This is a genomic window from Qipengyuania sp. R86523 (assembly GCF_044596365.1).
Lineage (GTDB): Bacteria > Pseudomonadota > Alphaproteobacteria > Sphingomonadales > Sphingomonadaceae > Qipengyuania > Qipengyuania citrea.
This window is the reverse complement of sequence record NZ_CP138997.1, coordinates 1,283,472-1,309,120: the sequence shown is the minus strand read 5'-3', so window position 1 is coordinate 1,309,120 and position 25,649 is coordinate 1,283,472. Positions and strand designations below refer to the sequence as shown.

Below are 25,649 nucleotides of genomic sequence, written 5' to 3'. Positions count from 1 at the left end.
TCTCCCCCCTCAAGGATAGGTTACGGTCTTCGGCGCGCCTTCGGGGAGCGGAATCCGTTCCTCCTCGTCACCCGGGACCTTGTCGAAGCGCTGTTCGCGCCAGTCTTCCTTGGCCTGTTCGATCCGGTCGCGGCTCGAACTGACGAAATTCCACCAGGCATGGCGCTCGGTTGCAAATGCTTCGCCGCCCATCAGCATCACTCGCGCACCGCCCTTGCTCGCCAGCGTCATGTCGCGCCCCGGCTGCAGCACGGCGAGCTCGAATTCCTTCAGCGCACGGCCATCGACGCTCGCGTCGCCGCCGACCAGCATGACCGCGCGTTCGTCGGCATCGTCTTCAAGCGGGATCGCGCCGCCCGCGCCCAGCACGATTTCGGCATAGATCGTCGCTGCGTGAGTGGTCGTCGGCGCGCGTTCGCCCCACAGTTCGCCCATGATGACGATGGCCGTGGCGCGCCCGTCCTCGATCACCGGCAGTTCGGTAATCGCTTCGAAGGCGGGATCGATTTCCTCGCGCCCGTCGGGCAGCGCCAGCCAGGTCTGCATACCGTACAGTTTCGGTCCGCCCCTGCGTTCCGCATCGGGTGAGCGTTCCGAATGGACGATGCCGCGGCCGGCGGTCATCAGATTGACCTGTCCGGGCCGGATGGTCGAAAACGTACCGAGGCTGTCGCGGTGGTCGATCGCGCCTTCGAACAGCCAGGTCACCGTGGCAAGATTGATGTGCGGGTGCGGGCGGACATCCATGCCCGCGCCAAGATCGAGCTGTGCGGGGCCGAACTGGTCGACGAAGATGAATGGCCCGACCATGCTGCGCTGGCGCGCGGGCAGCACGCGGCGGACCGTAAACTGGCCGAGATCGTGCGTAGTCGGGACAAGGACCTGGTCGATCTGGCTCATAGTCACGAACCTCCTAGCTGGTTGGGGCCGAGGCCTGGATGGCCAGCGCGTGGACGCGTTCGCCAGGGATGTCGCCAAGCGCCCGGTTCACCATCCGCTGGCGTTCGAGTCGGCTCTGGTCGGCAAAGGCGGCGGCTTCGATCACTACGGTGAAATGCGATTCGCCGCTGCCATCGTCGCCCGAATGGCCAGCATGCTTCGCGCTGTCGTTGATTACCTCGAGCCGGGTCGGCGCGAAGGCCGCGGTCAATAGGCGCTCCATTTCCTGCTGCACGGATCCTGTCACGGGTAGGTTTCTCCTCTCGGGGGTTTTCTTAGCGCAATTCGCTCCCCATCCTAGAACGAATGCGCCAGACAAAGTTTCACGGACAGTACGCAGGCACCGGCCGGGTCTGCGCCCACCCCACATGCGAGGAGCCCGGCGAGTTCCGCGCACCCAGCGGGCAGAGCCATGGTTTCGATGGCCCGGCCGAATGGCGCTGGCTGTGTCTCGACCACGTGCGCGAATTCAATGCCGGCTATGACTGGTTCGAGGGCATGAGCGCCGAGGAAATCTTCGCCGCGCAGGCTCCCGGCGCGGGCTGGCGCACCGAAAGCCCCAGTTTCCGTCCGACCGGCGGGGTCGACGGCATGCCGCGCTGGTCCGACTTCACCGATCCACTCGACGCGATCTCCGCGCGAGCCAGCGGTATAAAGAGCCGGGCGCGCCGCGAAGCCGAAATGGCAATGGACGGCCGCTTCAGCACGGCCGAGGCCAAGGCGCTTGAAACCATGGGGCTGGGCCTCGAAGTCGATCTGCGCGGTCTGCGCCGCCGTTATTCCGAACTCGTGCGTCGCTACCACCCCGACCGCAACGGCGGCGACCGCCAGCACGAAGCCCGCCTCAACCGCGTGGTCGAAGCCTACCAGCTGCTGCGCAAATCGGGCGCATTCGTCTCGGGTGCGAAGTAGGCTTGCCGGCCAGTCGGATGGCGGGCGGCGATCAGGTCTGGCGAAACGCCCAGCGCAGCGTCTTTCCCATGCCCCAAGTCGCCGCGCGCGCGGGGATCGCCGCCAGCCCGGGCCGTTCGAGACCGAGCATCGAGCGCGCAAAGGGTGGCAGCAGGGCCACCGCTTCGGCGCCGAGCAGAGCCTGCACCGCGGGCGGGGCGCCTTTTGGTCGTTGGCCGAGCACCAGATCGGCGACCTCGCGCGCGTCGGGCGATGCGGACAGGTCGCCGCGCAATTCGCGAAAGATCGCTTCGGCTTCGGCGCGGTTCGTCGGCACCGGATCGGCGCCCAGCGCCAGTGCGATCACCGCGAACTGGCGATAGTATTCGTCCTGTTCGGCGCCCGGCATGTCGGGTCGAACGTGGCGCAGATAGGCGGCGAGGAAGCTGGTCGCTTCGGCCACATGCACCCACGCCAGCACGCGCGGATCGCTGGCGGAATAGGGCGATCCGTCGGGCAATGTCCCGCCGACTGCGCCGTGGATGCGGTTGACGCGGTCGATCGCCGCCTGCGCATCGTCCCGGTGGCCGAAGGTCGTTACCGCGATGAACCGCGCGGTCCGGCGCAGCCGTCCGTGCATGTCGCTGCGAAAGTTCGAATGGTCGAGCACGCCCTGCAGCGCATGCGGATGCAGCATCTGCAGCAGCAGGCCGCGGATCCCCCCGACCATCATTGCCACGATATCGGCATGGACCATCCGGATCGGCGTGTCCCTGGCGAACAGTGCCTCGTCCGACGGCGGTACCGGCTGCTGCCCGCTCTCCACGTCGTTGAACACGCCGCGCACCTGCTCGACGAGCTTAAGGCGCAGGCGTTCGGACAAGGGGATCGGCGGCATCGACGCGACTATGCGGCCGCTTGCAAGGGGAGTCGAGGGATGCTTGGGCTGGGGTGCAATTTCGTTGCTTGCAGCTACCTATCCATCCCGCTACCCCGCCACACGCGATGAACGATATGACCGACAAGAGCTTCGACGCTTCCGCCAAGACCGTCCTCCCCGCGCCCGACACCACCGTCGACGTGCGCGAAACCTTCGGGATCGATATTGACTGGCAGGTGCCCGCCTTCTCCAAGCCGGACGAGCGCACGCCCGATCTCGACGAATCCTACGTGTTCGACCCGGACACGACGCTGGCGATCCTGGCAGGCTTCGCGCACGACCGCCGCGTGATGGTGCAGGGCTATCACGGCACGGGCAAGTCGACGCATATCGAACAGGTTGCCGCGCGGCTCAACTGGCCGTGCATTCGCATCAACCTCGATGCGCACATCAGCCGGATCGACCTTGTCGGGCGCGATGCGATCGTGCTGCGCGATGGGTTGCAGGTCACCGAATTTCGCGAAGGCCTGTTGCCGTGGGCGCTGCAGCACCCGGTGGCGTTGGTGTTCGACGAATATGACGCGGGCCGCCCCGATGTGATGTTCGTGATCCAGCGCGTGCTCGAACAGCAGGGTAAGCTGACGCTGCTCGACCAGAACCGCGTGATCCGGCCCGATGCCAATTTCCGCCTGTTCGCCACCGCCAACACGGTCGGGCTGGGCGATACCTCGGGTCTCTATCACGGTACGCAGCAGATCAACCAGGGCCAGATGGACCGTTGGAACATCGTTGTCGGCCTCAACTACCTGCCCGCCGAAACTGAGCAGAAGATCGTCGAGGCGAAGAACCCCGATATCGATCCCAAGGTCCTCGCCGACATGATCAAGGTCGCCGATCTGTCGCGGCAGGGCTTCATCAATGGCGATATCTCCACCGTGATGAGCCCGCGGACGGTCATCACCTGGGCGCAGAACTACGCCATCTTCAAGGATGTCGGCTTCTCCTTCCGCCTGTCCTTCCTCAACAAATGCGACGAGGAAGAGCGCATGCTGGTGGCCGAATACTACCAGCGCGTGTTCGGCGACGACCTGCCCGAGAGCGTGGTTGGAAAATCTGCGTAAAGCGGGGTTAATCCGCGCTCCCCTATCCATCGCTGTATTGTTAAGTTAATACAGCAGGCGATGGGCATATTCGATTCCTTCCGGCGCAAGCCCGGGCCGCTGCCCGATCCACCGGGGCATCGTGGTTATTACGCGACGCATGATGCGCTCGATTACGACGATTGGGACAGCCGGCTCGACCGGCTCGACAGCGTGCTGGATGCCGAAGAAAAGAAGCGCACGCGCTGGTGGCAGCGCGAGCACTGGACCGGCCGGCGCAAGCGCTGGTGGGCGCTGCGCATCCTCGCTGCCATCCTTGCCCTGTTCATCGTGCTCGCCGCGTGGCTCGCAATCACCGCGCCGCTGTCCAAGTCGCTCGAGCCGATCGCGGCCCCGCAGATCACGCTGCTCGCGGCGGACGGGACGCCGATCGCGCGCAACGGGGCGATCACTGACGAACCGGTCACCGTGTCGGCACTGCCGCCGCATGTGATCGAGGCGTTCCTGGCGACCGAGGACCGGCGGTTCTATTCGCACTGGGGTGTCGATCCGCGCGGTATCGCACGCGCGGCGCTGACGGGCACCGGCGGTGGCAGCACGATCACGCAGCAATTGGCGAAATTCACTTTCCTGACCCCTGAACGCACGTTGACGCGGAAGGCGCGCGAGGCGTTGATTGCCTTCTGGCTCGAAGGCTGGCTGACCAAGGACGAGATCCTCGGCCGCTACCTGTCCAACGCCTATTTCGGCGACAATGTGTACGGGCTACGTGCAGCCAGCCTGCACTATTTCTACCGCAAGCCGGAAAACCTCAAACCCAACCAGGCCGCGATGCTCGCGGGTCTGCTTCAGGCGCCCAGCGCCTATGCCCCGACAAGGCATTACGACCGCGCCGAACGGCGCATGCGGATCGTCGTGCAATCGATGGTCGACGCCGGCTATCTGACCACGGCGGAAGCGCGCGCGATGAAGCCGCCCGCGCTCGACGTGCGGACGCGCAACGACTTGCCCACCGGGACCTATTTCGCCGACTGGGCGCTCCCCGAGGCGCGCGCGCTGACCGAGCAGGGCTATGCGCGCCAGACGTTGACCACGACGCTCGACAGCCGCCTGCAGAATATCGCCCGGCAGGTGACCGCTGCTGCCCCGCTGGGCGAAGCGCAGGTCGCGCTGGTGGCGATGCGCCGCAATGGCGAAGTGGTGGCGATGATCGGCGGCAAGGATTACGCGAAATCCCCGTTCAACCGGGTGACGCAGGCCAAGCGACAGCCGGGCTCGACCTTCAAGCTGTTCGTCTATCTGGCAGCGCTGCGCGCCGGGTGGGATCCCGACGACAGGATCGCCAACACCGAGATTGCCGAAGGCAGTTACCGCCCGCAGAATGCGCGCGGAAGCTATTCGGAGAGCCTCACGCTGGAGCAGGCCTTTGCGCAGTCGAGCAATGTCGCTGCGGTGCGGTTGCTGGGCGAGGTCGGCAGCGAGAAGGTCATCGCCACCGCACGCGATCTGGGCGTCACCTCGCCGCTGGCGAAGGGCGATCCGAGCCTGGCTTTGGGCACTTCGACGATGACGTTGCTCGAACTCACCTCCGCCTATGCCGGGGTGGCCGCCAATGCGCTGCCTGTCGAACCGCATGCCTTTGCGCGCGAGGAACGCGGCTTCTTCGAAAACCTGTGGGACGGCCCCTCGAGCCTGTCATCCTCGACGCAGTCGGACATGGAACAGATGCTGCGTTCGGCGATCAATTCGGGCACCGGCCGGGCGGCGATGCTGCGCGGCCCCAATTTCGGCAAGACCGGAACCACGCAGAACAACCGCGATGCGGTGTTCGTCGGCTATGCGGGCGATCTGGTGGTCGGCGTATGGATCGGCAATGACGACAATTCGCCGCTTGCGGGCGCGATCAGCGGTGGCGGCCTGCCCGCGCGCATCTGGCGCGACTTCATGAACCGGGCGCTGAACGCCGCTCCCGCGCAAAGCCAGCCGGCCCCGCGAGAACAGACCGATCCGGGCGGACCGATCGAACCGCTCGACGTGCCGGACCTGGGCGACATTCCGCTCGGCGACGGCAATTCGCGGCTGCGCATCCGTGATGGCGAAGCCATTCTCTCGACCGAGATCGACGGCATACCCGTCGACATCAGCATCGGCGACCAGGGTGTCGCAGTGGATGAAGCGGCGATCGAGGAAGCGCGGCGACGGGCGGACGAACGTCGCTACGAAGCCATTCGCGAACGGCGCGACGAGCGGCTTCGCGAGCTGGAGGATGCGCGCAACTAGCTGGCAGGCTCGGCCATCAGGACGTTCATCACAGCGGTTGCTATCGGACGGCTGCGATCGTCCTGCCACGCCTCGACGGTGAGGTTCGCGCTGCGCCTGCCCAGCTTGGTGATGCGCCCCGCAGCATAGCTCGTCCGGCTTTTCCCGGCAGCGAGATACTGCACGGTGATATTGATGGGTTTTAGAATTGCCGCGCGCTGTTGCCGTGCGAGCTCTGCGCGTAGCACGGCATAGCCCGCGGTTTCGAGCAGGCCGCCGGTCGCGCCGCCGTGGTAGTGATCGGGCCGGCCCTCGACCAATTCGTCGAACGGCACCGACAGGATCGGGATGCCGTCTTCCCAGCTTTCCAGCGCAATACCGAGCGAACGGGCATAGGGCGTCAGCGCATCGATGTCGGAAATGTCCGCCATGTTCACAGCCTCGCCGTCGACGCGATCTTCATGAAGACCGCCTGGATATGCGCCACCGGATCACCGGCATCGCCATCATGCGCGAGGCCCCGGACGAACGCCGCGCTGCGCGTGAGGCGATAGCATTGCGACCGCCCGAATACGCTCGCGCCCTCGCGCGCGGAGCGCACGTAATCGACCCGCAGGTCGAGCGTTGCGATCGCCGAAAATTCGTCCATCGCGCGCCAGATCGCCATGCCGCTGGCCATGTCCATCAGGCTGAGGATCGGGCCCGATGCGAGCACGCGCTGGCCTTCTTCGCCCAGCAGGTCTTCGCGCCAGGGCAGTTCGAGTTCGACCCAATCGTCGCCATGGTCGGAATATTGCAGCCCCAGCCATCCGGGATGGCCGCGTCCCGTGAAGAAGGACGTCGCCTTGGACGGATCGAATTTTCGCGGCTGTTCGCTCATCTTGCGCTGCGATAGCCGGGCCGCTGGCGGTCTTACAATCTTTTAATTTCAACCGCTCACCGCAATGCGCCAGCTTCCGGTCCTGCAGATCGGGTGATCCTCACACGGTCCGCTGCATGGATGGAGACACGCATGGAATTTCCCAAGATCGACCTCGAAAGCCTGCCCGAACTCGACACCGCAATGGGGGTTTTCGGAAGCATTCCCGCATCGGGCGGAGGCGATACGGTCGTCAGCGTGATGATCTATCTCTTCGATCACATGATGGTCGATATGCTGCTCTAAGGGGGTGGGGGGATGCTGGTCGATCCGCGGATTGCCGGGCTGCGTGCCGACGATGGGATGCAGCAGGTCATGCGCCAGGCAGCTACGCGTGCGGTCCGGCGGTGCCGCAGCGACGAAGCCGTTCGCAGCGTCTTGGCGGCGCTCGACCGTTATGCGGCTGGCGATGGCCTGGCGGATTGCCCTGCGCTTGCGGACGCGCTCGCCAGCGAGCGGGCAGCCCGCGCATTCCTGCGCCCGTATATCGCGCATTTGACTGCGCTGCAGCGCCGTTTCCCGCTGGTCGAACTGGGCATGCGGCACCAGTCGGCGCGGGGCTACCATTCGCTCGAACTGGCGAGGCCGGGGCAGGTGACGCTTGGCTTGGCGGTGCACGAATGCGCGCCGGAGGCGGGTCGCTGCGATGTTGCGGCTTTCCCCGATGCCGAGCGGCACGAGCTTGTGATCGGCGGGAAGGCCGAAGTCGAACTGCTGGAAATCCGCTCGGAGAACGGATCGCAAGCTAGGATCGGGCGCACCGCGAAACGCGTCGCATCCGGTGCACGGATGATACTCGCGGGCCATCGACAGGCGCGGATCCTGCGCCATGTGCACCGTCCGCTGGTCATGCTGCGGTTGGTAAGGACTGCGGCGAGGCCGCTTCCGACGCGCCAGTTCGCCATTTCCACCGGCAAGCTGCTGCACCGTGCGCATGGTGATCGCAGCGAGAGCCGACAGGAGCTGATGTTCGCGCTGCTGGGCCGGATGCGTCGCGCAGATGCCGCACCGGCGCTTGCGCAGGCGACGCTGGCGGGGAGCCCCCATCTGCGCTGGCAGGCGCTTCGCGAATGCCTCGCGCTCGACAGCGCCCTTGGCGTGGTCGCGCTCGAGCGGATGGCAGCGGATCGCGCGGACCCGCTGTTCGGTCCCGCGTCGAGCTTGCGAGCGCAGCTGGATGCGGCCTATCCGCAGCTGGACAGGAAGGGGCACGCCCTATGCCCCGCGTGATTGCGAATACGCAGGACGGCGCGGCCACGCTCGAAGAAACGGTCGAAGCAGTGGCGCAGGGGTTCGATCCGCAGGATGAAACCAGCCTGCTCGATGCCGCCGCCAGTCTGGAACGGCTGGGCAACAACCGCAATTTCCTCGGCGATCTGCTGATCGCGCAATTGCGGGAGGGGTATCGCGATACGCAAGCAGCTGCCTATGGCCCGCAGGTGATCGTCCTGTCGGCGCCGAGCGGGGGAAGCTTCCTTCGCGCCAATATCTGGCCGGGGGAAGGCGAAAGCTGCTTCCGCACGAGCGGGGCTGGCAGCTTCGATTACGGCACCGCGCACGACCACAATTTCGATTTCCTCACCGTGGGCTATTTCGGCCCAGGCTATCGCAGCGAATATTTTGAGATCGACTATTGCGAGATCGCCGGCTGGAGGGGCGAACGCGCTGCGCTGCGGTTCGTCGAATCCAGCACGCTGCATGAAGGGCGGCTGCTACATTACCGCGCCCACCGCGATGTGCATGCGCAATATCCGCCCGAGACGACTTCGGTGTCGCTTAATCTGATGCATATGCATGCGGGGCAGGGCTGGTATGACCAATATGGTTTCGATCTGCAGCGGCACCGCGTGACGGGGGTTCTCAATCCCGGTGCCAGCGAGACATTCCTGCGCTGCGCCGTCGCGCTGGGCGAGGACGAAGCGCTCGACCTGGCGCAGCAGTTCGGCCGCCATCATCCCAGCGGCCGCATGCGGCTCGCCTGTTTCGAGGCGCGAGCGGCGCGCATGGCGGACGACAACCACCGCGATGCGCTTTGGCGCGAGGCAGAGGCGGCAGGCAATCTGATGGTCGCGCAGGAAGCGCGCCAGCAGCGCGCCGCGCTCGAACCGTGAACCGGCGGCCCTGCTTGTGCGCCAAGGGGGCGGGCGCGTTTTCAGCGAATCGCTAGAAACCGCCGCCCGACAGCGTATCGATCGCGCCTTGCAGGATCACGGCCGCGGCATGGCTGTCGATCCGCGCCGCGCGTTTGGCGCGGCTCATGTCCTGCCCGATCATCGCCGCTTCGGCGCTGGCGGAGGACCAACGCTCGTCCCACAGCAAGACCGGCAGGTCGAGCGCTTCCGCCAGATTGCGGGCATAGGCGCGGCTGGCCTGCGCGCGGGGCCCTTCGCTGCCATCCATGTTGCGCGGCAGACCGATCACCACGCCGGCAATCGAGCGTTCGGCAACCAGTTTGCGCAAGGCACCGCAATCCTTGCTGAACTTGCTGCGGGGGAGCGTCTTTCCGGCAGTCGCGTATCGCCATCCGGCATCGCATGTCGCGACCCCGATGGTCTTCGTGCCCAGATCCAGCCCGAGCAAGGCGCCGCCATCGGGCAGCGCATCGCCGTAATCGAGCGCGTTGTCGCTTACGAGGCCCGTGCCGTCGCCCATGCTCTCACCCGTGCGATGACGTCCTCCTGCACATTCTTCCAGAACAGCGGAATATCGTAGACGTGGTAATTGCCGCCCGGCAGCACGCCCTGACCCAGCTCGGGCGGGTTGCCGATATACAGCAGGCCGTTATCGCCGCAGCGCGCGGGCACCGCACCGGTCACCAGTTCGCCCTTCGACAGCGTGTCGTCGGGGACCAGCGTCCCCAGATTGGCGCTGGCGGGCGCAGCGCCATTGGTGCCTCCGGTGATCGGATTGACACACAGGATCGGCCCGTCGCCTCGCGGCTCGCCGTCATAGCCGACGGTCGCTTCGTAACGCCGCATGATCATGTCCGCATCGCCGTCGTCGGAAAAGGCCGACCACGCCAGCAGGCATTGCGGCTGCCCGGGTGCGGCGCAGGCGGGGAACGGCAGGACGGGCAGATCGTGTTCAACCGAAATCGGCCAGCCGGGCGCATAGACCGCGGCAACCCGTTCTGCGACCGGCGTGCCCGCCACCTTTTCCTGCAGCAGCCGCAGGATATGCGAGGCGCCCTGGCTATGCCCGGCAAGCACGATCGGCTTGTCGGCAGCGATGCTGTCGAGGAAATAGTCGAACGCCTGCGCAACATCGGCATAGGCAGCATCGATTGCCTGCTGCGCTTCGGGTCGGTCGGTCAGGAAGGCCCCCGCCGCGGCCTGCCGGTACTTGGGAGCCCAGATCTCGTCGGCGCGGTTGAAGGGGCTGGCAAGCCCGCGCAGGAACAGGCGGGCACGGTTGTCAGTCGTCGCGTCGCCCAGCGCCGCGTTCCAGTCGCCGCCCGCCTGGATATAGCTGGTCGGCGGGACGAAGAAGACGGCGAATTCGGGCAATGCCTGCGGATCGGCCGGTTCGCCGGTGACCGAACCCGTGGTGGCGAGCGGATCATTCCGGTCGAGGCTCTGTTCGGCGGCGGGCGCATCGGGCGAGGGGGTGCGGGCCGCCGGATCGGGTGCGGTCTCGGCGATCGCCGGCTGGTAGCGCGCCGGGTCGCCCGTGCCCAGTCCGGGCCGCGAATACCACATTTGCGGGTCCTGGTAGGCGTTGGCGGCGAGCGGGTCCTGCTCGACGAATTCGCCGCGCGGAACGAAGGCGATCTCGGTCGCCTCGCGCGACCAGATGGTCAGCGCAATCGATCCGACGATCACGAGAACGATGCATACGGCTATAAAATACAGGAACTTACGTGCCATTTACGGCTTCCTCTCCACGTTTTTCGCCGTTGGTCCTCTCGGCCCTGCGTTCGAGCGCGACCTTGATCATCGCGAGCAGGGGGTCGGCCAGGAACAGGCCGAGGATGCCGAACAGGATTCCCATGATCAGCTGGAATGCCAGCACCAGCGCGGGCGCCAGATCGACCGTTTTCTTGGCGATCATCGGGATGACGACATAGCCGTCGAAATTCTGGACGAAGAAATAGACCGCGATGGTGTAGATCCCCATCTCCACCCCGCCCGAGAACCCGACCAGCACCATCAACGCGCCCGAGATGATCGCTCCAAGATTGGGGACGAAGGCAAGCAGGCCGGTAAGGATCGCCAGCAGCGCGGCCATCGGCACTGCGCCGATTCCGATCAGCGGCGCGACCCAGGCCAGCATGATGTAGGTGAACACCGCTTCCACGACCATGCCGAGCAGGCGCCCGGCCATCAGCCGCCGCATGGTGCTGCCCATCTTCGACGCCGTGACATAGAACCGGTCGCGGTGTTCGCGCGGCAGCATCCAGGCAACGCCGCGTTCGTAAAGCTGCGGATCGACCGCGACATAGATCCCGATGACCAAGATCAGCAGGATCGTCGCCGCCCCGCCGAGTATCCCGCCCAGGGCCCGGGTGACGGTGCTGATGCCGCTGCCGATATTGCCGAGATAGTTCTGCAGCCGCGCCTCTTCGATCGCGAACCCCTGCGTACGGGCCCAGGCGAACAGCTCGTTGATCTGGCGTTCGATGATGGCGGGAAATTGCGCAGCTTCCTGCGAAATGGTCGAGCCGGCGAAATAACCGAGCCACACCAGGAAGGCGAGCGTTCCCGCCAGCACGATGGCGACGCGCCAAACGCGGGCGATCGGCAGGACGCGGGCAAGCAGGCGCGCGCCGCCCTCGATCATCGAGGCGAACACCATCGCGCCGAAAATCACCAGCAGCGGCCGCGCGATCCACACCGCGAGCACCGCGGCGCCGACGATGCCGACCCAGACCATCGCGCGCGAGACTTCGTGGCGAATGCGTGGATCGTCGATCCGCGAAGGGCTGGTACCGAGATCGTTGTCGCGGAAATCCTGCGTGTCGTCGGCCATACGCTTCCCCTGTGTGGTCAGGACCCTAGCGCTCGGCAGCGGGTTTTCGTTCCGCGATCGCCGGGCGCAGGGTGGACCACGCGCGGCCTTCGCGCAGGCTCGTCCACCAGGTCACCGGATTGAGCGAGGTCGTGCCGTCGAGCGAGAAGGTGATGAATTCCGCGCGCCCGCCGATATTCTGCAGCGGAACGGGGCCCAGCAGGCCTTGCGGATGCGCAAGTTCGCGGCTGTCGGAAGAGTGATCACGGTTGTCGCCCATCACGAAGACATGGCCTTCGGGAATCGTGATCTCGGCAAAATTGTCGAGTTGCTGGTTCTGGTGGTCGATCACCAGATAGGTGGCGCCATTGGGCAGCGTTTCGCGCAGGACCGGTACGCGGCAGATGTCGTCCCCCGCAGCGTTCTGCGCGCGGAAATCGTCGAACCCAAAGCCGTCGCAGCGCGAATTGGCGTCGAGCGGCAGTGCGATCGCGGGCTCGACCTTCTGTTCCACCGGTGCGCCGTTGAGGATGATGCGCCCGTTCTGGACCGCAATCCGGTCGCCCGGCAACGCTACCACGCGCTTGATGTAATCCTCGTCGCGTTCGGGATGCACGGGAATGACGATATCGCCATATTCGGGTGTCGATCCCATCACCCGCCAGTCGCCCCGCGGGGCGAGGTGGAAGCTGACCGAGCTCCAGTTCCAGCCATAGGGATATTTGCTCACCACCAGCCGGTCGCCCACCAGCAGGTTCGGCATCATCGATTCCGACGGGATGTAGAACGGTTTGGCGATGAAGCTGTGAAAGGCGAACACCGCGAGCAGCATCACGGCCAGCCCGCGGATTTCGGCGATCCAGTCGACCTTGTCGTCGGATGTGTCGGTTTTGGTTTTCACTGCTGCCGTGCCGCTGGTCACTGGGGGAGGGCCTCGATGATGACGTAGGCCTGCGCCCATGGATGGTCGTCAGTGAGGGTAAGATGAATGCGCGTCTCATGGCCGGGCGGCACCATTTCCGCAAGCACGATCGCCGCGCCCCCGGTCAGCGACAGCGTCGGAGCGCCCGAGCGCGCGTTGACCACGCCGATGTCCTTCATGAAGACCCCGCGGCGAAACCCGGTGCCGACCGCCTTGGAGAACGCCTCCTTGGCGGCGAAGCGCTTGGCATAGGTGCCCGCAATGGTGAACGGGCGCCGCCGCGCCTTGGCGCGTTCGATCTCGGTGAAGACGCGGTTTTCGAACCGTTCGCCGAAGCGGTCGAGCGAGTTCTGGATGCGCTCTATATTGCAGAGGTCGGAACCGAGACCGATGATCATGCGCGTGCTTCGTCCATCAGGTCGCGCATCCGCCGGACCGCAGCTTCCAGCCCGACGAAGACCGCTTCGCCCACCAGATAGTGGCCGATGTTGAGTTCGGCGAGTTCGGGGATGGCGGCGATGGGCTTTACATTCTCGTAGGTGAGACCGTGGCCGGCATGGGGTTCGATACCCATTTCGCGGGCGAGTTTCGACATGCGGGCGATCCGTTCGAGTTCGCGCGCGGCGCGCTCGCTGTCGCCGTCGAGGCCGGCATGGGCATATTCGCCGGTGTGGAATTCGACCACTGCCGAACGCAGCCGCTGCGCTGCTTCGAGCTGGCGTTCGTCTGCCTCGATGAACAGCGACACCCGAATGCCGTGGTCGGCCAGCTTCCACACGATCGGCGCGAGCTGGTTGTGCAGGCCGGCCGCATCGAGCCCGCCCTCGGTGGTGCGTTCCTCGCGTTTCTCGGGCACGATACAGGCGGCATGCGGCTTGTGCGCAAGCGCGATCGCCAGCATCTCTTCCGTGCCTGCCATTTCCAGGTTCAGCGGCAGGTCGGTAGCCTTCTGTATCCGTTCGAGATCGTCGTCGCGGATATGCCTCCGGTCTTCGCGCAAGTGGGCGGTGATCCCGTCGCCGCCGACCGCGGCTACGATCTCGGCCGCGCGCACCGGGTCCGGATGATCGCCGCCGCGTGCGTTGCGGATGGTGGCGACGTGGTCGATATTGACCCCGAGGCGCAGCCGTTCGCTCACGCCTTGCGGCTCCCCGGCTTGGTCACGGGGATGGCCGCCAGTTCCTCGGGCAGCTCGTCATCGGCATAGGTCGGGAAATTGATGTCGATCAGGGGATAGAACGGCACGCCGAGTTCGGCCGTGCCATTGCTGCGATCGATCAGGGCGACTTCGGCGACCACCTCGCCGCCTTCGCGCGCAACCGCGGCAATCGCCTCGCGGCTCGACAGGCCGGTGGTGACCACATCCTCGACCATCAGCACCTTGGCCCCGGGCTCGAGCCGGAACCCGCGCCGCAAGTGGAATTCGCCATCGGGCCGTTCGAGGAACATCGCGTCCTTGCCCAGCGCGCGGCCCATTTCCTGGCCGATGATGATGCCGCCCATCGCCGGGCTGATCACGACATCGATCTGGCTCCGTGTTTCGCGCGGGATCTTCTGCGCCAGCGCAAACGCCAGCCGCCCGGCGCGATCGGGGTTCATCAGCACGCGTGCGCATTGCAGATAGTGGCCGCTGTGCCTCCCGCTCGACAGTTTGAAATGGCCTTCGAGCAGGGCTTCGCTGGCGCGGAATTCGTGGAGGATTTCTTCTTCGGTCATGATGCATCGGTCCAAAGCGCCTCGCGCCCGATTGCGCAAGAGGCAAAGCTGGTTGCACATTTTTATCGGCCACCCGCTTGAGGCATCTGCATTCCCTGCCTATAGGCGGGCGCAATCGGGCCCAAAACGAGGGCGTTTCCGCCATGCAGGCGGGATTTGACCGCGCCGGCGGGCCCGTATCGAGACACGACACGAAAGAGTGCCAAGACGATGAAAATTCTCGGCTCCCTCAACGGGTTCCAACGGATCGCAGCCAGCCTGGCCATGGCCGCTACGCTGGCCTTCGGCGCACCGGGCGCAATCGCGCAGGATGCGGCTACCGCACAGCTCGAAGCTGTCGATCCGGCCGTGGCTGCCGATGCCTCGAACGAAGACGTGGCCGCCGGTTCGAGCGCCTACGTCCCGATGAAGCCGACCGAAGGCAAGGGTATGCCGGTGGCTGCGGGCATCGATGTGCAGGACCAGTTCTCGCCCATCGGCCAGCAGGCCAATGCGCTGCATATCGGCCTCGTCTGGGTCATGGCGCTGATCAGCCTCTTCGTGCTGGCGCTGTTCGTCTACGTCATCCTGCGCTTCAACAAGCGCGCCAATCCGGTGCCGTCGAAGACCAGCCACAACACCACGATCGAAGTTATCTGGACCGTGGTTCCCGCGCTGATCCTGCTGGGTATCGCCGTGCCGTCGATCGGCCTGCTGAGTGCACAATACCAGTCGCCGCCGAAGGATGCGATCACCGTCAAGGCGATCGGTTACCAGTGGTATTGGGGCTACGCTTATCCCGACAATGGCGATTTCGAAGTCGTCTCGAACATGCTGACCGAGGAAGAGGCCGCTGCGCGGGGCGAACCGCACCAGCTCGCGGTCGACAATCGCATGGTCGTGCCGGCGGGTGTCCCGATCCGTTTCCAGACGACCGCTGCCGACGTGATCCACTCGTTCGCCGTGCCCAGCCTGTGGTTCAAGCTCGACGCCATTCCCGGTCGCCTGAACGAGAAGATCCTCCAGATCGACGAACCCGGCGTCTATTACGGCCAGTGTTCGGAGCTTTGCGGCGCGCGTCACGGGTACATGCCGATCGCGGTCGAGGCGCTGCCGATGGACCAGTACAACGCATGGGTGCTTGCCCAGGGCGGGACGATCGCAGGTGCAGCCGATACCGGTATCGCAGCCGATCCGGCCGCCGCGCCCCTGCAGGAACCCGAAAGCGCGGTTCCCGGTGCCGCCGGTGCCGGCGCAGCCCCGACCGTCTAAGATTTACGTTTAGCTCGAGAGTATAGCACGATGGCTACCACCGCCGACAGCTTCCAGGCCCACACCGAAGACCATGCGCATGACGACCATCATGTGCCCGGGTTCTTCGCGCGGTGGTTCATGTCCACCAACCACAAGGACATCGGGACGCTCTACCTGATCTTCGCGATTATCGCGGGGATCGTGGGTGGTGCGATTTCGGGCATCATGCGTCTGGAACTGGCCGAGCCCGGCATCCAGTATCTGCAGTGGTGGGCCGAATTCATGGGCGGCACGTCGGACTTCGATACCTCGCTGCACATGTGGAACGTGTTCATCACCGCCCACGGCCTGATCATGGTCTTCTTCATGGTCATGCCCGCCATGATCGGCGGCTTCGGCAACTGGTTCGTGCCGTTGATGATCGGCGCGCCCGACATGGCCTTCCCGCGCATGAACAACGTCAGCTTCTGGCTGACCGTTGCCGGCTTCGTGTCGCTGCTGTTCTCGCTCTTCGTGCCGGGCGGTACGGGGCCGGGCGCAGGTACGGGCTGGACCGTCTATGCGCCGCTTTCGACCACCGGCTCGCAGGGCCCCGCAGTCGATTTCGCGATCTTCTCGCTGCACCTTGCCGGTGCCGGTTCGATCCTTGGCGCGACCAACTTCATCACCACCATCTTCAACATGCGTGCGCCGGGCATGACCCTGCACAAGATGCCGCTGTTCGTGTGGTCGGTGCTGGTCACCGCCTTCCTGCTGCTGCTCGCGCTGCCGGTGCTTGCAGCCGCAATCACCATGCTGATCACCGACCGCAACTTCGGAACGACCTTCTTCGATCCGGCCGGTGGCGGCAACCCGGTGCTGTACCAGCACCTGTTCTGGTTCTTCGGTCACCCCGAAGTCTACATCATGATCCTGCCGGGCTTCGGCATGATCTCGCAGATCGTCTCGACCTTCAGCCGCAAGCCGGTCTTCGGTTACCTCGGCATGGCCTATGCCATGGTTGCCATCGGCGTGGTCGGCTTCGTCGTGTGGGCGCACCACATGTACACCGTCGGTCTCGACGTGAACACGAAGATGTACTTCACCGCCGCCACCATGGTCATCGCAGTGCCGACCGGGGTGAAGATCTTCAGCTGGATCGCCACCATGTGGGGCGGGTCGATCGAATTTAAATCGCCCATGGTGTGGGCGATCGGGATGATCTTCCTGTTCACCGTCGGCGGTGTGACGGGCGTGTACCTCGCCAATGGCGGTGTCGACGATGTTGTCCATGACACCTATTTCGTGGTCGCGCACTTCCATTACGTGCTGTCGATGGGTGCCGTGTTCTCGCTCTTCGCGGGGTTCTATTACTGGTTCCCCAAGATGAGCGGCCGGATGCACTCCGAACTGCTGTCGCACCTGCACTTCTGGGTATTCTTCATCGGCGTGAACGTGATCTTCTTCCCGCAGCACTTCCTGGGCCTGCAGGGCATGCCGCGCCGCTATCCCGACTATGCCGAGGCCTATGCCTACTGGAACGAGATCAGCTCGATCGGCTACATGATCATGGCGGCTTCGATGGTCTTCTTCTTCGTCAACATCGTCTACGCCTTCGTGGCGGGCAAGAAGGTCGGCAACAATCCGTGGGGCGAAGGCGCCACCACGCTCGAATGGACGCTGAGCAGCCCGCCGCCGTTCCATCAGTTCGAGACGCTGCCGGTGATCGAGGACCATCACACCGCTCACGATCACATGAGCAAGCCGCAGCCCGCTTAAGCAGCTGCGAAAGACTGGACACGAAAGAGCGGCCGGTCCCATGGTGGACCGGCCGTTTTTCTTTGCTTGCCCGGAGCCTGAGCGAATGCCCCAGATGCGTACCATCGATACCGGTTCAGTCAGCCTGCGCTGCGCCGTCGAAGGCGAAGGCCCGTTGGTCATCATGGTCCACGGCTTTCCCGAGAGTTGGTACAGCTGGCGGCACCAGATCGGCCCCGTCGCGGACGCGGGTTTCACCGCCTGCGCGATCGACGTGCGCGGTTACGGCGGATCGGACAAGCCAGAGCCGGTTGGCGCCTATGCCATGGAACATATCGTCGGCGATTTGGTGGGCCTGCGCGAAGCCCTTTCGCCCGGCGCCCCGGCGGTGCTTGTCGGCCACGACTGGGGGGCGCCGATCGTGTGGAATTCCGCGCTGACGCATCCCGGTCATTTTCGCGCGGTGGCGGGGCTGTCGGTCCCGTTCGCCGGCGTGCCGAACCGGCCATTCACCGAAGTCTTTCGCGAACATTTCACCAGCCAGGGCAAGTTCTTCTACCAGGAATATTTCCAGGAGCCGGGGGTGGGCGAGGCCGAAGCGGAACGCGACCCCCGCGATTTCGTGCAGCGGATGATGTATTCGATCAGCGGCGATGTGCCGCCGGGCGACTATTGGGACAAGCCGCTGGGTGCGACTTTCCTCGAGGGGCTGCCCGATCCCGCGCCGGTAGCCTGGCTGACCGAGGACGACCTCGATTTCTACGAGGCCGAATTTCGCGCGTCGGGCTTTCGCGGACCGCTCAACCGCTATCGCAACCATGAAACCGATTTCGAATGGCTGCAGCAGTGGAACGGCAAGCGCATCGAGCAGCCCGCCCTGTTCATCGGCGGAACCCGCGATCCCGCCACCTTCCTGTTCGGCGCGATCGAGGATCCGGTGGCGCTCATCCGCATGTTCGCACCGCGCATCGAAGGTCACGTGCTCGAGGGCGTCGGTCACTGGACGCAGCAGGAACGGCCCGAAGCGGTAAATACGATCCTGATTGACTGGCTAAAGCGCCTGTAACGCTTTATATGGCGCCCGATCCCATGACCCAGACCGTCCCCACCCAGCTCCCCGCCGAATGGCGCGATTTCTTTGCGCTGACCAAGCCGCGCGTGATGAGTCTGGTTATCTTCACCGGCCTGTGCGGGCTGCTCGCCGCGCCGGGCACTATCAACCCCATCCTTGGCTTTACCTCGGTGCTCTGCATCGCGCTGGGTGCGGGCGGGGCAGCAGCGCTGAACCAGTGGTGGGAAGCCGACATCGACGCGGGGATGAAGCGCACTGCAGCCCGCCCGCTGCCCGCGGGGCGGATGAACCGCACCGATGCGCGGGACTTCGGCGTCCTGATCGCTGCCGCTTCGGTGATGATTATGGGCCTAGCGCTCAACTGGCTGGCGGCCGCGATCCTGGCGTTTTCCGTGTTCTATTACGCGGTCATCTACACGGTCTGGTTGAAGCCGCGCACGCCGCAGAACATCGTGATCGGTGGCGGGGCGGGGGCCTTTCCGCCGCTGATCGGATGGGTCGCGGTGACCGGCGATATCACGCTGATGCCGGTGCTGCTGTTCCTCATCATCTTCATGTGGACGCCGCCGCATTTCTGGGCGCTCGCGCTGTTCGTGAAGACCGATTATGCCAATGTCGGCATTCCGATGATGCCGGTCGTTCGGGGTGAAACCTCGACACGCCGGCAGATCCTCGCCTATGCCGTATTGCTCGTGCCGGTCGCGGCCGCCCCGTGGTTCATCGGCGGGACGGCTCACCTTTACGGTGTTGCTTCGCTTGCGCTGTCGCTTGCCTTCCTTGCGCTTTCGGTTCCGGTCGCTTTTCGGCAGACTGGTACCAATGACACGATGAAGCCCGAAAAGCGCCTGTTCGCTTTCAGCATCATCTATCTGTTCGCCCTGTTCGCCGCGCTGGTGGCCGACCGGGTAATGGCCAATCAGGGATGGATCGCATGACGCCCGAAGAAGAAACCGAATTCAAGCGCCGGCAGAAGAGCCGCAACCTCGTGGTTGGCGGTATCCTGCTGTTCCTCGCCGTTCTTTTCTATGTGATAACCATCGCTAGGATGTGAGCTTCGCCATGACCGCTGCTACTCTCGATACCCGCAAGAACCGCACCGCTCTGCTCGCTTTCGTCGGTGCACTGGCCATGCTCGGTCTGGGCTACGCAGCAGTGCCGCTCTACCAGTTGTTCTGCCAGGTTACCGGCTTCGGCGGTACGACGCAGCGCGCGACCGAGAGCGATGCGGTCATCGCCGAACGTCTTGGCGCCAGTGCCGGCGGGCGGACGATCTCGATCCGTTTCGACGGGACGACTGCGGGCGATGTGCCCTGGAGCTTCCGCCCCGAACAGGTCACCGACACCGTGACGATCGGTCAGCGCGACATGGCTATCTACCTCGCGAAGAACGAATCCGACGAGGCCATCACCGGGACCGCGACCTTCAATGTCGAACCCGAGCAGGCCGGGGCCTATTTCAACAAAATCCAGTGCTTCTGTTTCACCGAGCAGGTGCTGCAGCCGGGGCAGGAAGTGCGCATGCCGGTGCTCTATTTCGTCGATCCGAAGGCGCTCGACGATCCCAACATGGACGGGGTGGAGCAGATTACCCTGTCATATACTTTCCACCGAGCGCTGGAATCTGCCGAGTAGCCCCTAGACCCCAGCGCATTGGCGCATTAAGGGCACCCGCAAAGCGAAACCCAGGACGCGAGTACTATGGCTGGCAACGTCAATCACGAATATCACATCCTCGAACCCGATATCTGGCCCTTCGTCGGCTCGTTCTCGGCGCTGACCTTCACCAGCGGCATGGTGCTCTACATGCACGAAATGGCCAGCGCGCATCTCGTGCTCGGCCTCGGCATTGCCGGCCTGATCGCGACCTTCTTCGCTTGGTTCAGCAACATCGTGAAGGAAGCCGAACGCGGCGACCACACGCCGATCGTCCAGCTTCACATGCGCTACGGCATGATCCTGTTCATCGCCTCGGAAGTGATGTTCTTCGTCGGCTGGTTCTGGAGCTGGTTCGATTTCGCGCTGTTCCCGAGCGAGTTGTCCGATGTCGTGGGCGGGACTTTCCCGCCTGCTGCCATCGAATACGTGATCGATCCCTTCAGCCTGCCGCTGCTCAACACGCTGATCCTGCTGTGTTCGGGCACCACCGTCACCTGGGCGCACCATTCGCTGATCCACGGCGATCGCGATGGACTGAAGAAGGGCCTGTGGCTCACGATCATCCTGGGCGCCGTGTTCACCGCGATCCAGGCCTACGAATACGCCGCAGCGCCGTTCGAATTCGGCGGCAACACTTACAGCTCGGCCTTCTACATGGCGACGGGCTTCCACGGTTTCCACGTCCTCGTCGGAACGATCTTCCTGATCGTCTGCCTCGTGCGGACCTACAAGGGCCACTTCACCCCGCGCCAGCACTTCGGCTTTGAAGCTGCGGCATGGTACTGGCACTTCGTCGACGTGGTGTGGCTGTTCCTGTTCATCACCGTCTACGTCTGGGGTGGCTGGGGCGCGGCCGTCCACTGATGGCTGCCGACAGGCTCGAACAACGCGAAGGGCAGCCCGGCACCGCCGTGGCTGCCCTTCTTGGTTCGTGCCCCACGGTGGATAAACCAATGCCGACCCTGAAATCCTTCACGGGCGGAAATAGTCGCACCGTGATCCCGGAGAGCAGCGCGCTGTGAGACGCATTCCGATATTCGCCACGGTCATCGTAGCCGCCGCCATTGCGGTCATGATCGCGCTGGGTTTCTGGCAGCTCGGCCGGATGGAGGAAAAGGACGCGCTGATCCAGCGCGCCGAACGGTCGCTGGAGATGGCGGAGCCGGTCGGTTATCCAGGCGATCCGGCCCGGGCGGAGGAGTTGCTGTATCGCCGGACCGAGGTGACCTGTGCCGAGGTGGTCGGGATCAACACCGTCGCCGGGACCAGCCTGCGCGGCGAAAAGGGCGTCGCCCACCGCGCGACATGCGCGCTGCCCAGCGGCGAACAGGTCCGCATCGACCTGGGATTTTCGCGCAATCCCGCGCCGGTCGAATGGGCAGGGGGGGCGGTTGGCGGAACCATTGCGCCGGGCGGCCGGATCGTCGCCTCGCAAGGCGTGGCCGGTCTTGCCCCGCTGGCGCCGCCCGATCCACGCGATTTGCCCAACAACCACCTTGCCTATGCGGGCCAGTGGTTCTTTTTCGCGCTCACTGCGCTGATCATCTACATCCTCGCGCTCCGGCGCCGTGCCACGCGGGCTAGGGACGTTTAAAGAGCCGCTTGCTTGCCCGCCCCTGCATGCCCCGCTAACCGCCTATCCCGATGAAATATGTCTCCACCCGCGGCAGCGCTCCGTCGCTCGATTTCGTCGGCGTCACGCTCGCCGGTCTGGCCAGCGATGGCGGGCTCTATGTCCCGGCACAGTGGCCGCGCTTCACGCATGACGAAATCGCCGCGATGCGCGGTCTGCCCTACAGCGAACTGGCCGCGCGGGTGATGCAGCCCTTCGTCGGCGATTGCCTGACGCCCGAGCGGCTGCGCGAACTGACCGCCAAGGCCTATGGCCGCTTCGCCCATGCGGCCGTGACCCCGCTGACCCAGCTCGACGAGAGGCAATGGCTGCTCGAACTGTTCCATGGCCCCACGCTCGCCTTCAAGGACGTAGCGCTGCAATTGCTCGGCCTGTTGTTCGAGGAGTTCCTCGCGCGCGAGGATGGCAGCCTGACCATCGTCGGGGCTACCAGCGGCGATACGGGAAGCGCCGCGATCGATGCGGTGGCGGGGCTCGACCGGGTCGAGATATTCATGCTGCATCCCAAGGGCCGCGTCAGCGATGTGCAGCGCCGCCAGATGACCACCGTGCGCGCGCCCAATGTCCACAACATCGCGATCGATGGCAGCTTCGACGACGCACAGGCAATGGTGAAGCGCATCTTCGCCGATCCCAACGTGACCGACACCCACCGGATCGGCGCGGTCAATTCGATCAACTGGGCGCGGTTGATGGCGCAGGTGGTCTATTACTTCGCCGCCGCGCTGCAATTGGGCGGGCCCGACCGCAAGGTGGCGTTCAGCGTCCCGACGGGCAATTTCGGCGATGTCTTCGCCGGCCATGTCGCAGCGCAGATGGGCCTGCCGATAGAGCGGCTGATCGTGGCGACCAACGTCAACGACATCCTGCACCGCGCGCTCAGCGCCGGCGATTATTCGGCCGGGGATGTGACACCCACCGCCGCACCCAGCATGGACATCCAGGTCAGTTCCAATTTTGAGCGGCTATTGTTCGATGTCGGCGGGCGCGACGGGATCGCTCTGGCCGAGCAAATGCGCGGGTTCGAGAGCAAGCGCGCGATGCAGCTTACCAATGCGCAGCGCGAAGGCGCGTGTGCGCTGTTCACCAGCATGCGCGCCGACGAGGACGACATGGCGCGGGCCATGCGCTGGGCATGCGAGGATTGCGCGGAAATCGTCGATCCGCATACCGCGATCGGTCTGCATGCGGCGCGCGTGGCCGAACTGCCGCATGACGTCCCCGTGGTCACGCTGGCGACCGCGCATCCGGCGAAGTTCCCCGATGCGGTCGAACGGGCGACGGGCACGCGGCCGGGGCTGCCGGCCCGGGTCGGCGATCTGTTCGCGCGCGAAGAAGCCTATCGCGAACTTCCCGGTACCTATGAAGCCGTGCGCGACCATATCGTGGGGCATTCGGCCTGATGGCCCAATTGCGGCGCGATCCGGTGCTGATGGTCGGCGAAGGCTGGGACGCCTATCGCCTGCTCGACAGCGGGCACGGGCGCAAGTTCGAACAATATGGTGACTACCGCTTCATCCGCCCCGAACCGCAGGCGATGTGGTCGCCGCGCATGCCCGAATGGGACGCGCATGGCGAATTCGTCCCCGGCAGCGACGAGGACGGCGGTGGCCGCTGGCAGTTTGCGCGCGACGTGCCGCCGGATGGCTGGACGCTGCGCTGGGGCGACGAAGCGCGCTTCACGGCGCAATGCACGCCGTTCCGGCACCTCGGCTTCTTCCCCGACATGGCCCCGGTGTGGGAATGGATGGGCCGGCAACTCGGCGATGCACGCGATGCCGAGACGATGAACCTGTTCGGCTATACCGGCGTGGGCACGCAGGCGCTCAGCCGCTTCGGCCGTGTGACGCATGTCGATGCGAGCAAGAAATCGGTCGCCCAGGCGCGCGAGAACGCCGCCATGGCGGGGCTCGATGAGCGTCCCATCCGCTGGCTTGTCGAGGATGCGATGAAGTACGCGGCACGCGAAGTGCGACGCGGACGCCGCTATGACGGCATCATTCTCGATCCGCCGAAGTTCGGACGAGGGCCGGATGGCGAGGTGTGGCGGCTCGAGGAGGGCCTGCCGGAGCTCGTGTCCGATTGCCGCCAGTTGCTCGATGCCGACAGCCGGTTCCTTTTCCTGACCGTCTATGCCGTTCGCATGAGCAGCCTCAGCCTGGCCGGCCTGCTTCAGGAACTGTTCGCCGAACTGCCGGGCACGATCGAACATGGCGATCTGGCGGTGCAGGAGGATGGCAGCGGACGGCTGTTGCCCACCGCGATCTTCGCGCGCTGGTCGAATCCGCGCTAGGACGCTGCCCATGGACAATTCGCTGATCCTCGAAGTGGCCGATTTCGAGCACGACGTGCTCACCGGCATCTATTCCGAAGAAACCGGCCGGCCGCAGCCGCTGCGCTTTACCATCCAGGCGCAGATGAAGCCCCTGCGCCGCTATGATCCCGACACTTCGCTCGATCATTCGAAGAACTACATGGATCTCAAGTTCGCCGCATCGGAAGCCTTGCCCGAAGGCGTTCATTTCAAGCTGATCGAGGCGGTGGCCGACCATGTCTGTGAAACGCTGTTCCTGCAGGACCGGCGCATTACCGCTGTGACGGTCAAGATCGTCAAGCTGGCGATTGCGGAGGCGGACGAGAAGATCGGCATCACGCTCCACCGCGAGCGGCGTGAATGAAACAGATCGCGGTGGACGGCCTGCCCGGCGATCCGCTTGCGGCTGCGGCGCTGTTCCACGGACAATGGCTGCCGCTGGCGGAGGATGCCCTGGCCGGGGGCGATGATGCCGTCCTCGTCCTACCATCGGCCGATCACACCCACCGCGAATGGCGGCGGGCGATCGTTGTCGCCCTGGCGCGCAAGCATGCGCCGCGCCGGATCAACATGATCGCGGGGGAAGGCGCGGCGCTCGCCGCGATCGAAAGCTACCTTGCAACGGCGCCGGGCGTGACCGGCCAATATCTGGAAGCCTGAGCCATGGGCGTACGTATCCTTTTCCTCGGTCCGTTGCGCGATCTAGCCGGGCAGACGGAATGCGAAGTCGCAGCGCCGCTCGGTTGGGACGGTCTGCTGGCCGCGGTGAACCCCGCGGTTGCCGAACAGCTGCGCGAGGCGCGGGTCAATCTGGCTTGCGCAGGCAAGGTGCTGGCGGACAAGACCCAGCTGTCGGCGCGGGATGGCGACGAGGTTGCATTGTTGCCGCCGGTGAGCGGTGGCTAGGCTCGTTCTCCAAACGCCGCTCGATGTCCGCGTGCTCGAGAAGGGGCTGTCCGTGGGAGAGGCGCTGGCCGCCTTCAACGCGGCGCAGGGCGCGGCCGGGGCGGTGGTCTCCTTTTGCGGCAAGGTCCGGCCGGACGGCAACGTAAAGGCGCTCGAACTGACGCACTACGAACCGCTTACGCATAGCGGCATGCTGGATCTGGCGCAGGCGGCAAAGGTGCGCTTCGGGCTCGAAGGCGCGCTTGCCTGGCACCGCGTGGGGGTGATGACACCGGGTGAGGCGATCGTGCTGGTGGCTACCGCAGCACGGCATCGGCGCGATGCATTTGCCGGTGCCGATTACCTGATGGACCATCTCAAATCGGCGGCGTGGTTCTGGAAACGCGAGAAACGCGGCGATGCATGGCACTGGATCGAGCCGCGGAAACAGGATCATGCCGATCTGAAGCGCTGGAAATAAATTCCGTTCGTTGATCGAGATCAAGGAATCGCCGGCTGCTCGGGCGCATCAAGGCTCCAACAAAG

At 65.0% G+C, this 25,649-nt stretch carries 31 protein-coding genes; 19 read left to right on the top strand and 12 right to left on the bottom strand.

Annotated elements, in window-relative coordinates:
• Nucleotides 1-9 precede the first annotated feature (9 nt).
• A complete protein-coding gene (locus tag SJY12_RS06520) occupies nucleotides 10-900 on the bottom strand; it encodes a pirin family protein (protein ID WP_397506581.1) in 891 nt (296 codons plus the stop codon).
• 13 nt (nucleotides 901-913) lie between these two features.
• On the bottom strand, nucleotides 914-1,186 hold the full coding sequence (locus SJY12_RS06515) for a BolA family transcriptional regulator (RefSeq protein ID WP_228135184.1): 273 nt from the start codon (nucleotides 1,184-1,186) through the stop codon (nucleotides 914-916).
• 59 nt (nucleotides 1,187-1,245) lie between these two features.
• Between SJY12_RS06515 and SJY12_RS06510 the strand changes: the two genes are divergently transcribed.
• Entirely contained in the window at nucleotides 1,246-1,851 is a 606-nt protein-coding gene (locus SJY12_RS06510) for a J domain-containing protein (RefSeq protein ID WP_050599350.1), read from the top strand.
• Nucleotides 1,852-1,882: 31 nt separating this feature from the next.
• Here SJY12_RS06510 and SJY12_RS06505 read toward each other — a convergent pair whose 3' ends face one another.
• Entirely contained in the window at nucleotides 1,883-2,728 is an 846-nt protein-coding gene (locus SJY12_RS06505; protein WP_063535108.1) for an oxygenase MpaB family protein, read from the bottom strand.
• Nucleotides 2,729-2,835: 107 nt separating this feature from the next.
• Between SJY12_RS06505 and SJY12_RS06500 the strand changes: the two genes are divergently transcribed.
• Nucleotides 2,836-3,831, top strand: coding sequence for an AAA family ATPase (locus SJY12_RS06500; protein WP_063510593.1), 996 nt, complete (start codon nucleotides 2,836-2,838; stop codon nucleotides 3,829-3,831).
• A 60-nt stretch (nucleotides 3,832-3,891) separates the two neighbouring features.
• Entirely contained in the window at nucleotides 3,892-6,090 is a 2,199-nt protein-coding gene (locus SJY12_RS06495) for a transglycosylase domain-containing protein (RefSeq protein WP_397506578.1), read from the top strand.
• Here the strand turns inward: SJY12_RS06495 and SJY12_RS06490 are convergent.
• Both SJY12_RS06490 and SJY12_RS06485 read right to left on the bottom strand, forming a co-directional pair.
• Nucleotides 6,087-6,500, bottom strand: a complete 414-nt coding sequence (locus tag SJY12_RS06490) for a PaaI family thioesterase (protein WP_397506576.1) — start codon at nucleotides 6,498-6,500, stop codon at nucleotides 6,087-6,089. The genes SJY12_RS06495 and SJY12_RS06490 overlap by 4 nt on opposite strands.
• Nucleotides 6,501-6,502: 2 nt before the next feature.
• Nucleotides 6,503-6,949: a PaaI family thioesterase gene (locus SJY12_RS06485; protein WP_397506574.1), complete on the bottom strand. Its 447-nt coding sequence runs from the start codon at nucleotides 6,947-6,949 to the stop codon at nucleotides 6,503-6,505.
• A gap of 132 nt (nucleotides 6,950-7,081) precedes the next feature.
• Between SJY12_RS06485 and SJY12_RS06480 the strand changes: the two genes are divergently transcribed.
• From SJY12_RS06480 to SJY12_RS06470, 3 genes are read left to right on the top strand one after another with little or no spacing between them, the layout of a single operon-like run.
• On the top strand, nucleotides 7,082-7,234 hold the full coding sequence (locus SJY12_RS06480; RefSeq protein ID WP_156488935.1) for a hypothetical protein: 153 nt from the start codon (nucleotides 7,082-7,084) through the stop codon (nucleotides 7,232-7,234).
• Between the two features lie 12 nt (nucleotides 7,235-7,246).
• A complete protein-coding gene (locus SJY12_RS06475; protein ID WP_397506572.1) occupies nucleotides 7,247-8,218 on the top strand; it encodes a hypothetical protein in 972 nt (323 codons plus the stop codon).
• On the top strand, nucleotides 8,206-9,099 hold the full coding sequence (locus tag SJY12_RS06470) for a transposase (protein ID WP_397506571.1): 894 nt from the start codon (nucleotides 8,206-8,208) through the stop codon (nucleotides 9,097-9,099). Before SJY12_RS06475 ends, SJY12_RS06470 begins: the two co-directional genes overlap by 13 nt.
• Nucleotides 9,100-9,151: 52 nt before the next feature.
• Here SJY12_RS06470 and ruvX read toward each other — a convergent pair whose 3' ends face one another.
• Genes ruvX through pyrE form a run of 7 tightly spaced genes read right to left on the bottom strand, consistent with a single transcriptional unit; the run spans nucleotide 9,152 to nucleotide 14,573 of the window.
• A complete protein-coding gene (ruvX, locus tag SJY12_RS06465; protein WP_160767192.1) occupies nucleotides 9,152-9,640 on the bottom strand; it encodes a Holliday junction resolvase RuvX in 489 nt (162 codons plus the stop codon).
• Nucleotides 9,616-10,854 carry a DUF3089 domain-containing protein gene (locus SJY12_RS06460; RefSeq protein ID WP_397506569.1) on the bottom strand — a complete coding sequence of 413 codons (1,239 nt, stop codon included), beginning with the start codon at nucleotides 10,852-10,854 and terminating at the stop codon, nucleotides 9,616-9,618. The genes ruvX and SJY12_RS06460 overlap by 25 nt, the downstream gene beginning before the upstream one ends.
• Complete coding sequence (locus SJY12_RS06455; protein WP_050599340.1) at nucleotides 10,844-11,956, bottom strand: AI-2E family transporter; 1,113 nt, start codon at nucleotides 11,954-11,956, stop codon at nucleotides 10,844-10,846. Before SJY12_RS06455 ends, SJY12_RS06460 begins: the two co-directional genes overlap by 11 nt.
• Nucleotides 11,957-11,981: 25 nt before the next feature.
• Nucleotides 11,982-12,896 carry a signal peptidase I gene (gene lepB, locus SJY12_RS06450; RefSeq protein WP_397506567.1) on the bottom strand — a complete coding sequence of 305 codons (915 nt, stop codon included), beginning with the start codon at nucleotides 12,894-12,896 and terminating at the stop codon, nucleotides 11,982-11,984.
• The gene (gene acpS, locus SJY12_RS06445; protein ID WP_050599338.1) at nucleotides 12,854-13,255 is read right to left on the bottom strand and encodes a holo-ACP synthase; all 402 of its coding nucleotides are present in this window, start codon (nucleotides 13,253-13,255) and stop codon (nucleotides 12,854-12,856) included. The genes lepB and acpS overlap by 43 nt, the downstream gene beginning before the upstream one ends.
• Nucleotides 13,252-13,995, bottom strand: coding sequence for a pyridoxine 5'-phosphate synthase (locus tag SJY12_RS06440; RefSeq protein WP_160767190.1), 744 nt, complete (start codon nucleotides 13,993-13,995; stop codon nucleotides 13,252-13,254). Before SJY12_RS06440 ends, acpS begins: the two co-directional genes overlap by 4 nt.
• Nucleotides 13,992-14,573 (bottom strand): orotate phosphoribosyltransferase, encoded by a 582-nt coding sequence (gene pyrE, locus SJY12_RS06435; protein WP_050599336.1) that lies wholly within the window; start codon nucleotides 14,571-14,573, stop codon nucleotides 13,992-13,994. The genes SJY12_RS06440 and pyrE overlap by 4 nt, the downstream gene beginning before the upstream one ends.
• A gap of 210 nt (nucleotides 14,574-14,783) precedes the next feature.
• Between pyrE and coxB the strand changes: the two genes are divergently transcribed.
• From coxB to SJY12_RS06370, 13 genes are all read left to right on the top strand, one after another.
• A complete protein-coding gene (coxB, locus tag SJY12_RS06430) occupies nucleotides 14,784-15,824 on the top strand; it encodes a cytochrome c oxidase subunit II (RefSeq protein ID WP_050599335.1) in 1,041 nt (346 codons plus the stop codon).
• A 30-nt stretch (nucleotides 15,825-15,854) separates the two neighbouring features.
• The gene (gene ctaD, locus SJY12_RS06425) at nucleotides 15,855-17,564 is read left to right on the top strand and encodes a cytochrome c oxidase subunit I (protein WP_397506565.1); all 1,710 of its coding nucleotides are present in this window, start codon (nucleotides 15,855-15,857) and stop codon (nucleotides 17,562-17,564) included.
• A gap of 85 nt (nucleotides 17,565-17,649) precedes the next feature.
• The gene (locus tag SJY12_RS06420; protein WP_397506563.1) at nucleotides 17,650-18,609 is read left to right on the top strand and encodes an alpha/beta fold hydrolase; all 960 of its coding nucleotides are present in this window, start codon (nucleotides 17,650-17,652) and stop codon (nucleotides 18,607-18,609) included.
• A 23-nt stretch (nucleotides 18,610-18,632) separates the two neighbouring features.
• Entirely contained in the window at nucleotides 18,633-19,550 is a 918-nt protein-coding gene (locus tag SJY12_RS06415) for a heme o synthase (RefSeq protein WP_397506561.1), read from the top strand.
• A gap of 124 nt (nucleotides 19,551-19,674) precedes the next feature.
• Nucleotides 19,675-20,247 (top strand): cytochrome c oxidase assembly protein, encoded by a 573-nt coding sequence (locus SJY12_RS06410; protein ID WP_397506559.1) that lies wholly within the window; start codon nucleotides 19,675-19,677, stop codon nucleotides 20,245-20,247.
• A gap of 66 nt (nucleotides 20,248-20,313) precedes the next feature.
• On the top strand, nucleotides 20,314-21,135 hold the full coding sequence (locus tag SJY12_RS06405) for a cytochrome c oxidase subunit 3 (RefSeq protein ID WP_050599332.1): 822 nt from the start codon (nucleotides 20,314-20,316) through the stop codon (nucleotides 21,133-21,135).
• Between the two features lie 154 nt (nucleotides 21,136-21,289).
• Nucleotides 21,290-21,865 (top strand): SURF1 family cytochrome oxidase biogenesis protein, encoded by a 576-nt coding sequence (locus SJY12_RS06400; RefSeq protein WP_397506558.1) that lies wholly within the window; start codon nucleotides 21,290-21,292, stop codon nucleotides 21,863-21,865.
• Between the two features lie 50 nt (nucleotides 21,866-21,915).
• Nucleotides 21,916-23,307 carry a threonine synthase gene (gene thrC, locus SJY12_RS06395; protein ID WP_397506556.1) on the top strand — a complete coding sequence of 464 codons (1,392 nt, stop codon included), beginning with the start codon at nucleotides 21,916-21,918 and terminating at the stop codon, nucleotides 23,305-23,307.
• Nucleotides 23,307-24,197, top strand: a complete 891-nt coding sequence (locus tag SJY12_RS06390) for a class I SAM-dependent methyltransferase (RefSeq protein ID WP_397506554.1) — start codon at nucleotides 23,307-23,309, stop codon at nucleotides 24,195-24,197. The genes thrC and SJY12_RS06390 overlap by 1 nt, the downstream gene beginning before the upstream one ends.
• A 10-nt stretch (nucleotides 24,198-24,207) precedes the next feature.
• Nucleotides 24,208-24,582: a dihydroneopterin aldolase gene (locus tag SJY12_RS06385; RefSeq protein ID WP_397506552.1), complete on the top strand. Its 375-nt coding sequence runs from the start codon at nucleotides 24,208-24,210 to the stop codon at nucleotides 24,580-24,582.
• The gene (locus tag SJY12_RS06380; RefSeq protein ID WP_397506551.1) at nucleotides 24,579-24,878 is read left to right on the top strand and encodes a Rossmann fold domain-containing protein; all 300 of its coding nucleotides are present in this window, start codon (nucleotides 24,579-24,581) and stop codon (nucleotides 24,876-24,878) included. The genes SJY12_RS06385 and SJY12_RS06380 overlap by 4 nt, the downstream gene beginning before the upstream one ends.
• A 3-nt stretch (nucleotides 24,879-24,881) precedes the next feature.
• Complete coding sequence (locus SJY12_RS06375; protein WP_397506549.1) at nucleotides 24,882-25,124, top strand: MoaD/ThiS family protein; 243 nt, start codon at nucleotides 24,882-24,884, stop codon at nucleotides 25,122-25,124.
• Entirely contained in the window at nucleotides 25,117-25,584 is a 468-nt protein-coding gene (locus tag SJY12_RS06370) for a molybdenum cofactor biosynthesis protein MoaE (protein ID WP_397506548.1), read from the top strand. Before SJY12_RS06375 ends, SJY12_RS06370 begins: the two co-directional genes overlap by 8 nt.
• Nucleotides 25,585-25,649 lie beyond the last annotated feature (65 nt).

Coding starts and splice junctions, on each gene's coding strand:
- SJY12_RS06520 (WP_397506581.1), bottom strand. CDS start 900: ATGAGCCAGATCGACCAGGTCCTTGTCCCGACTACGCACGATCTCGGC.
- SJY12_RS06510 (WP_050599350.1), top strand. CDS start 1,246: ATGCGCCAGACAAAGTTTCACGGACAGTACGCAGGCACCGGCCGGGTC.
- SJY12_RS06505 (WP_063535108.1), bottom strand. CDS start 2,728: ATGCCGCCGATCCCCTTGTCCGAACGCCTGCGCCTTAAGCTCGTCGAG.
- SJY12_RS06500 (WP_063510593.1), top strand. CDS start 2,836: ATGAACGATATGACCGACAAGAGCTTCGACGCTTCCGCCAAGACCGTC.
- SJY12_RS06495 (WP_397506578.1), top strand. CDS start 3,892: ATGGGCATATTCGATTCCTTCCGGCGCAAGCCCGGGCCGCTGCCCGAT.
- SJY12_RS06490 (WP_397506576.1), bottom strand. CDS start 6,500: ATGGCGGACATTTCCGACATCGATGCGCTGACGCCCTATGCCCGTTCG.
- SJY12_RS06485 (WP_397506574.1), bottom strand. CDS start 6,949: ATGAGCGAACAGCCGCGAAAATTCGATCCGTCCAAGGCGACGTCCTTC.
- SJY12_RS06480 (WP_156488935.1), top strand. CDS start 7,082: ATGGAATTTCCCAAGATCGACCTCGAAAGCCTGCCCGAACTCGACACC.
- SJY12_RS06475 (WP_397506572.1), top strand. CDS start 7,247: ATGCTGGTCGATCCGCGGATTGCCGGGCTGCGTGCCGACGATGGGATG.
- SJY12_RS06470 (WP_397506571.1), top strand. CDS start 8,206: ATGCCCCGCGTGATTGCGAATACGCAGGACGGCGCGGCCACGCTCGAA.
- ruvX (WP_160767192.1), bottom strand. CDS start 9,640: ATGGGCGACGGCACGGGCCTCGTAAGCGACAACGCGCTCGATTACGGC.
- SJY12_RS06460 (WP_397506569.1), bottom strand. CDS start 10,854: ATGGCACGTAAGTTCCTGTATTTTATAGCCGTATGCATCGTTCTCGTG.
- SJY12_RS06455 (WP_050599340.1), bottom strand. CDS start 11,956: ATGGCCGACGACACGCAGGATTTCCGCGACAACGATCTCGGTACCAGC.
- lepB (WP_397506567.1), bottom strand. CDS start 12,896: ATGGGCGCAGGCCTACGTCATCATCGAGGCCCTCCCCCAGTGACCAGC.
- acpS (WP_050599338.1), bottom strand. CDS start 13,255: ATGATCATCGGTCTCGGTTCCGACCTCTGCAATATAGAGCGCATCCAG.
- pyrE (WP_050599336.1), bottom strand. CDS start 14,573: ATGACCGAAGAAGAAATCCTCCACGAATTCCGCGCCAGCGAAGCCCTG.
- coxB (WP_050599335.1), top strand. CDS start 14,784: ATGAAAATTCTCGGCTCCCTCAACGGGTTCCAACGGATCGCAGCCAGC.
- ctaD (WP_397506565.1), top strand. CDS start 15,855: ATGGCTACCACCGCCGACAGCTTCCAGGCCCACACCGAAGACCATGCG.
- SJY12_RS06420 (WP_397506563.1), top strand. CDS start 17,650: ATGCCCCAGATGCGTACCATCGATACCGGTTCAGTCAGCCTGCGCTGC.
- SJY12_RS06415 (WP_397506561.1), top strand. CDS start 18,633: ATGACCCAGACCGTCCCCACCCAGCTCCCCGCCGAATGGCGCGATTTC.
- SJY12_RS06410 (WP_397506559.1), top strand. CDS start 19,675: ATGACCGCTGCTACTCTCGATACCCGCAAGAACCGCACCGCTCTGCTC.
- SJY12_RS06405 (WP_050599332.1), top strand. CDS start 20,314: ATGGCTGGCAACGTCAATCACGAATATCACATCCTCGAACCCGATATC.
- thrC (WP_397506556.1), top strand. CDS start 21,916: ATGAAATATGTCTCCACCCGCGGCAGCGCTCCGTCGCTCGATTTCGTC.
- SJY12_RS06390 (WP_397506554.1), top strand. CDS start 23,307: ATGGCCCAATTGCGGCGCGATCCGGTGCTGATGGTCGGCGAAGGCTGG.
- SJY12_RS06385 (WP_397506552.1), top strand. CDS start 24,208: ATGGACAATTCGCTGATCCTCGAAGTGGCCGATTTCGAGCACGACGTG.
- SJY12_RS06380 (WP_397506551.1), top strand. CDS start 24,579: ATGAAACAGATCGCGGTGGACGGCCTGCCCGGCGATCCGCTTGCGGCT.
- SJY12_RS06375 (WP_397506549.1), top strand. CDS start 24,882: ATGGGCGTACGTATCCTTTTCCTCGGTCCGTTGCGCGATCTAGCCGGG.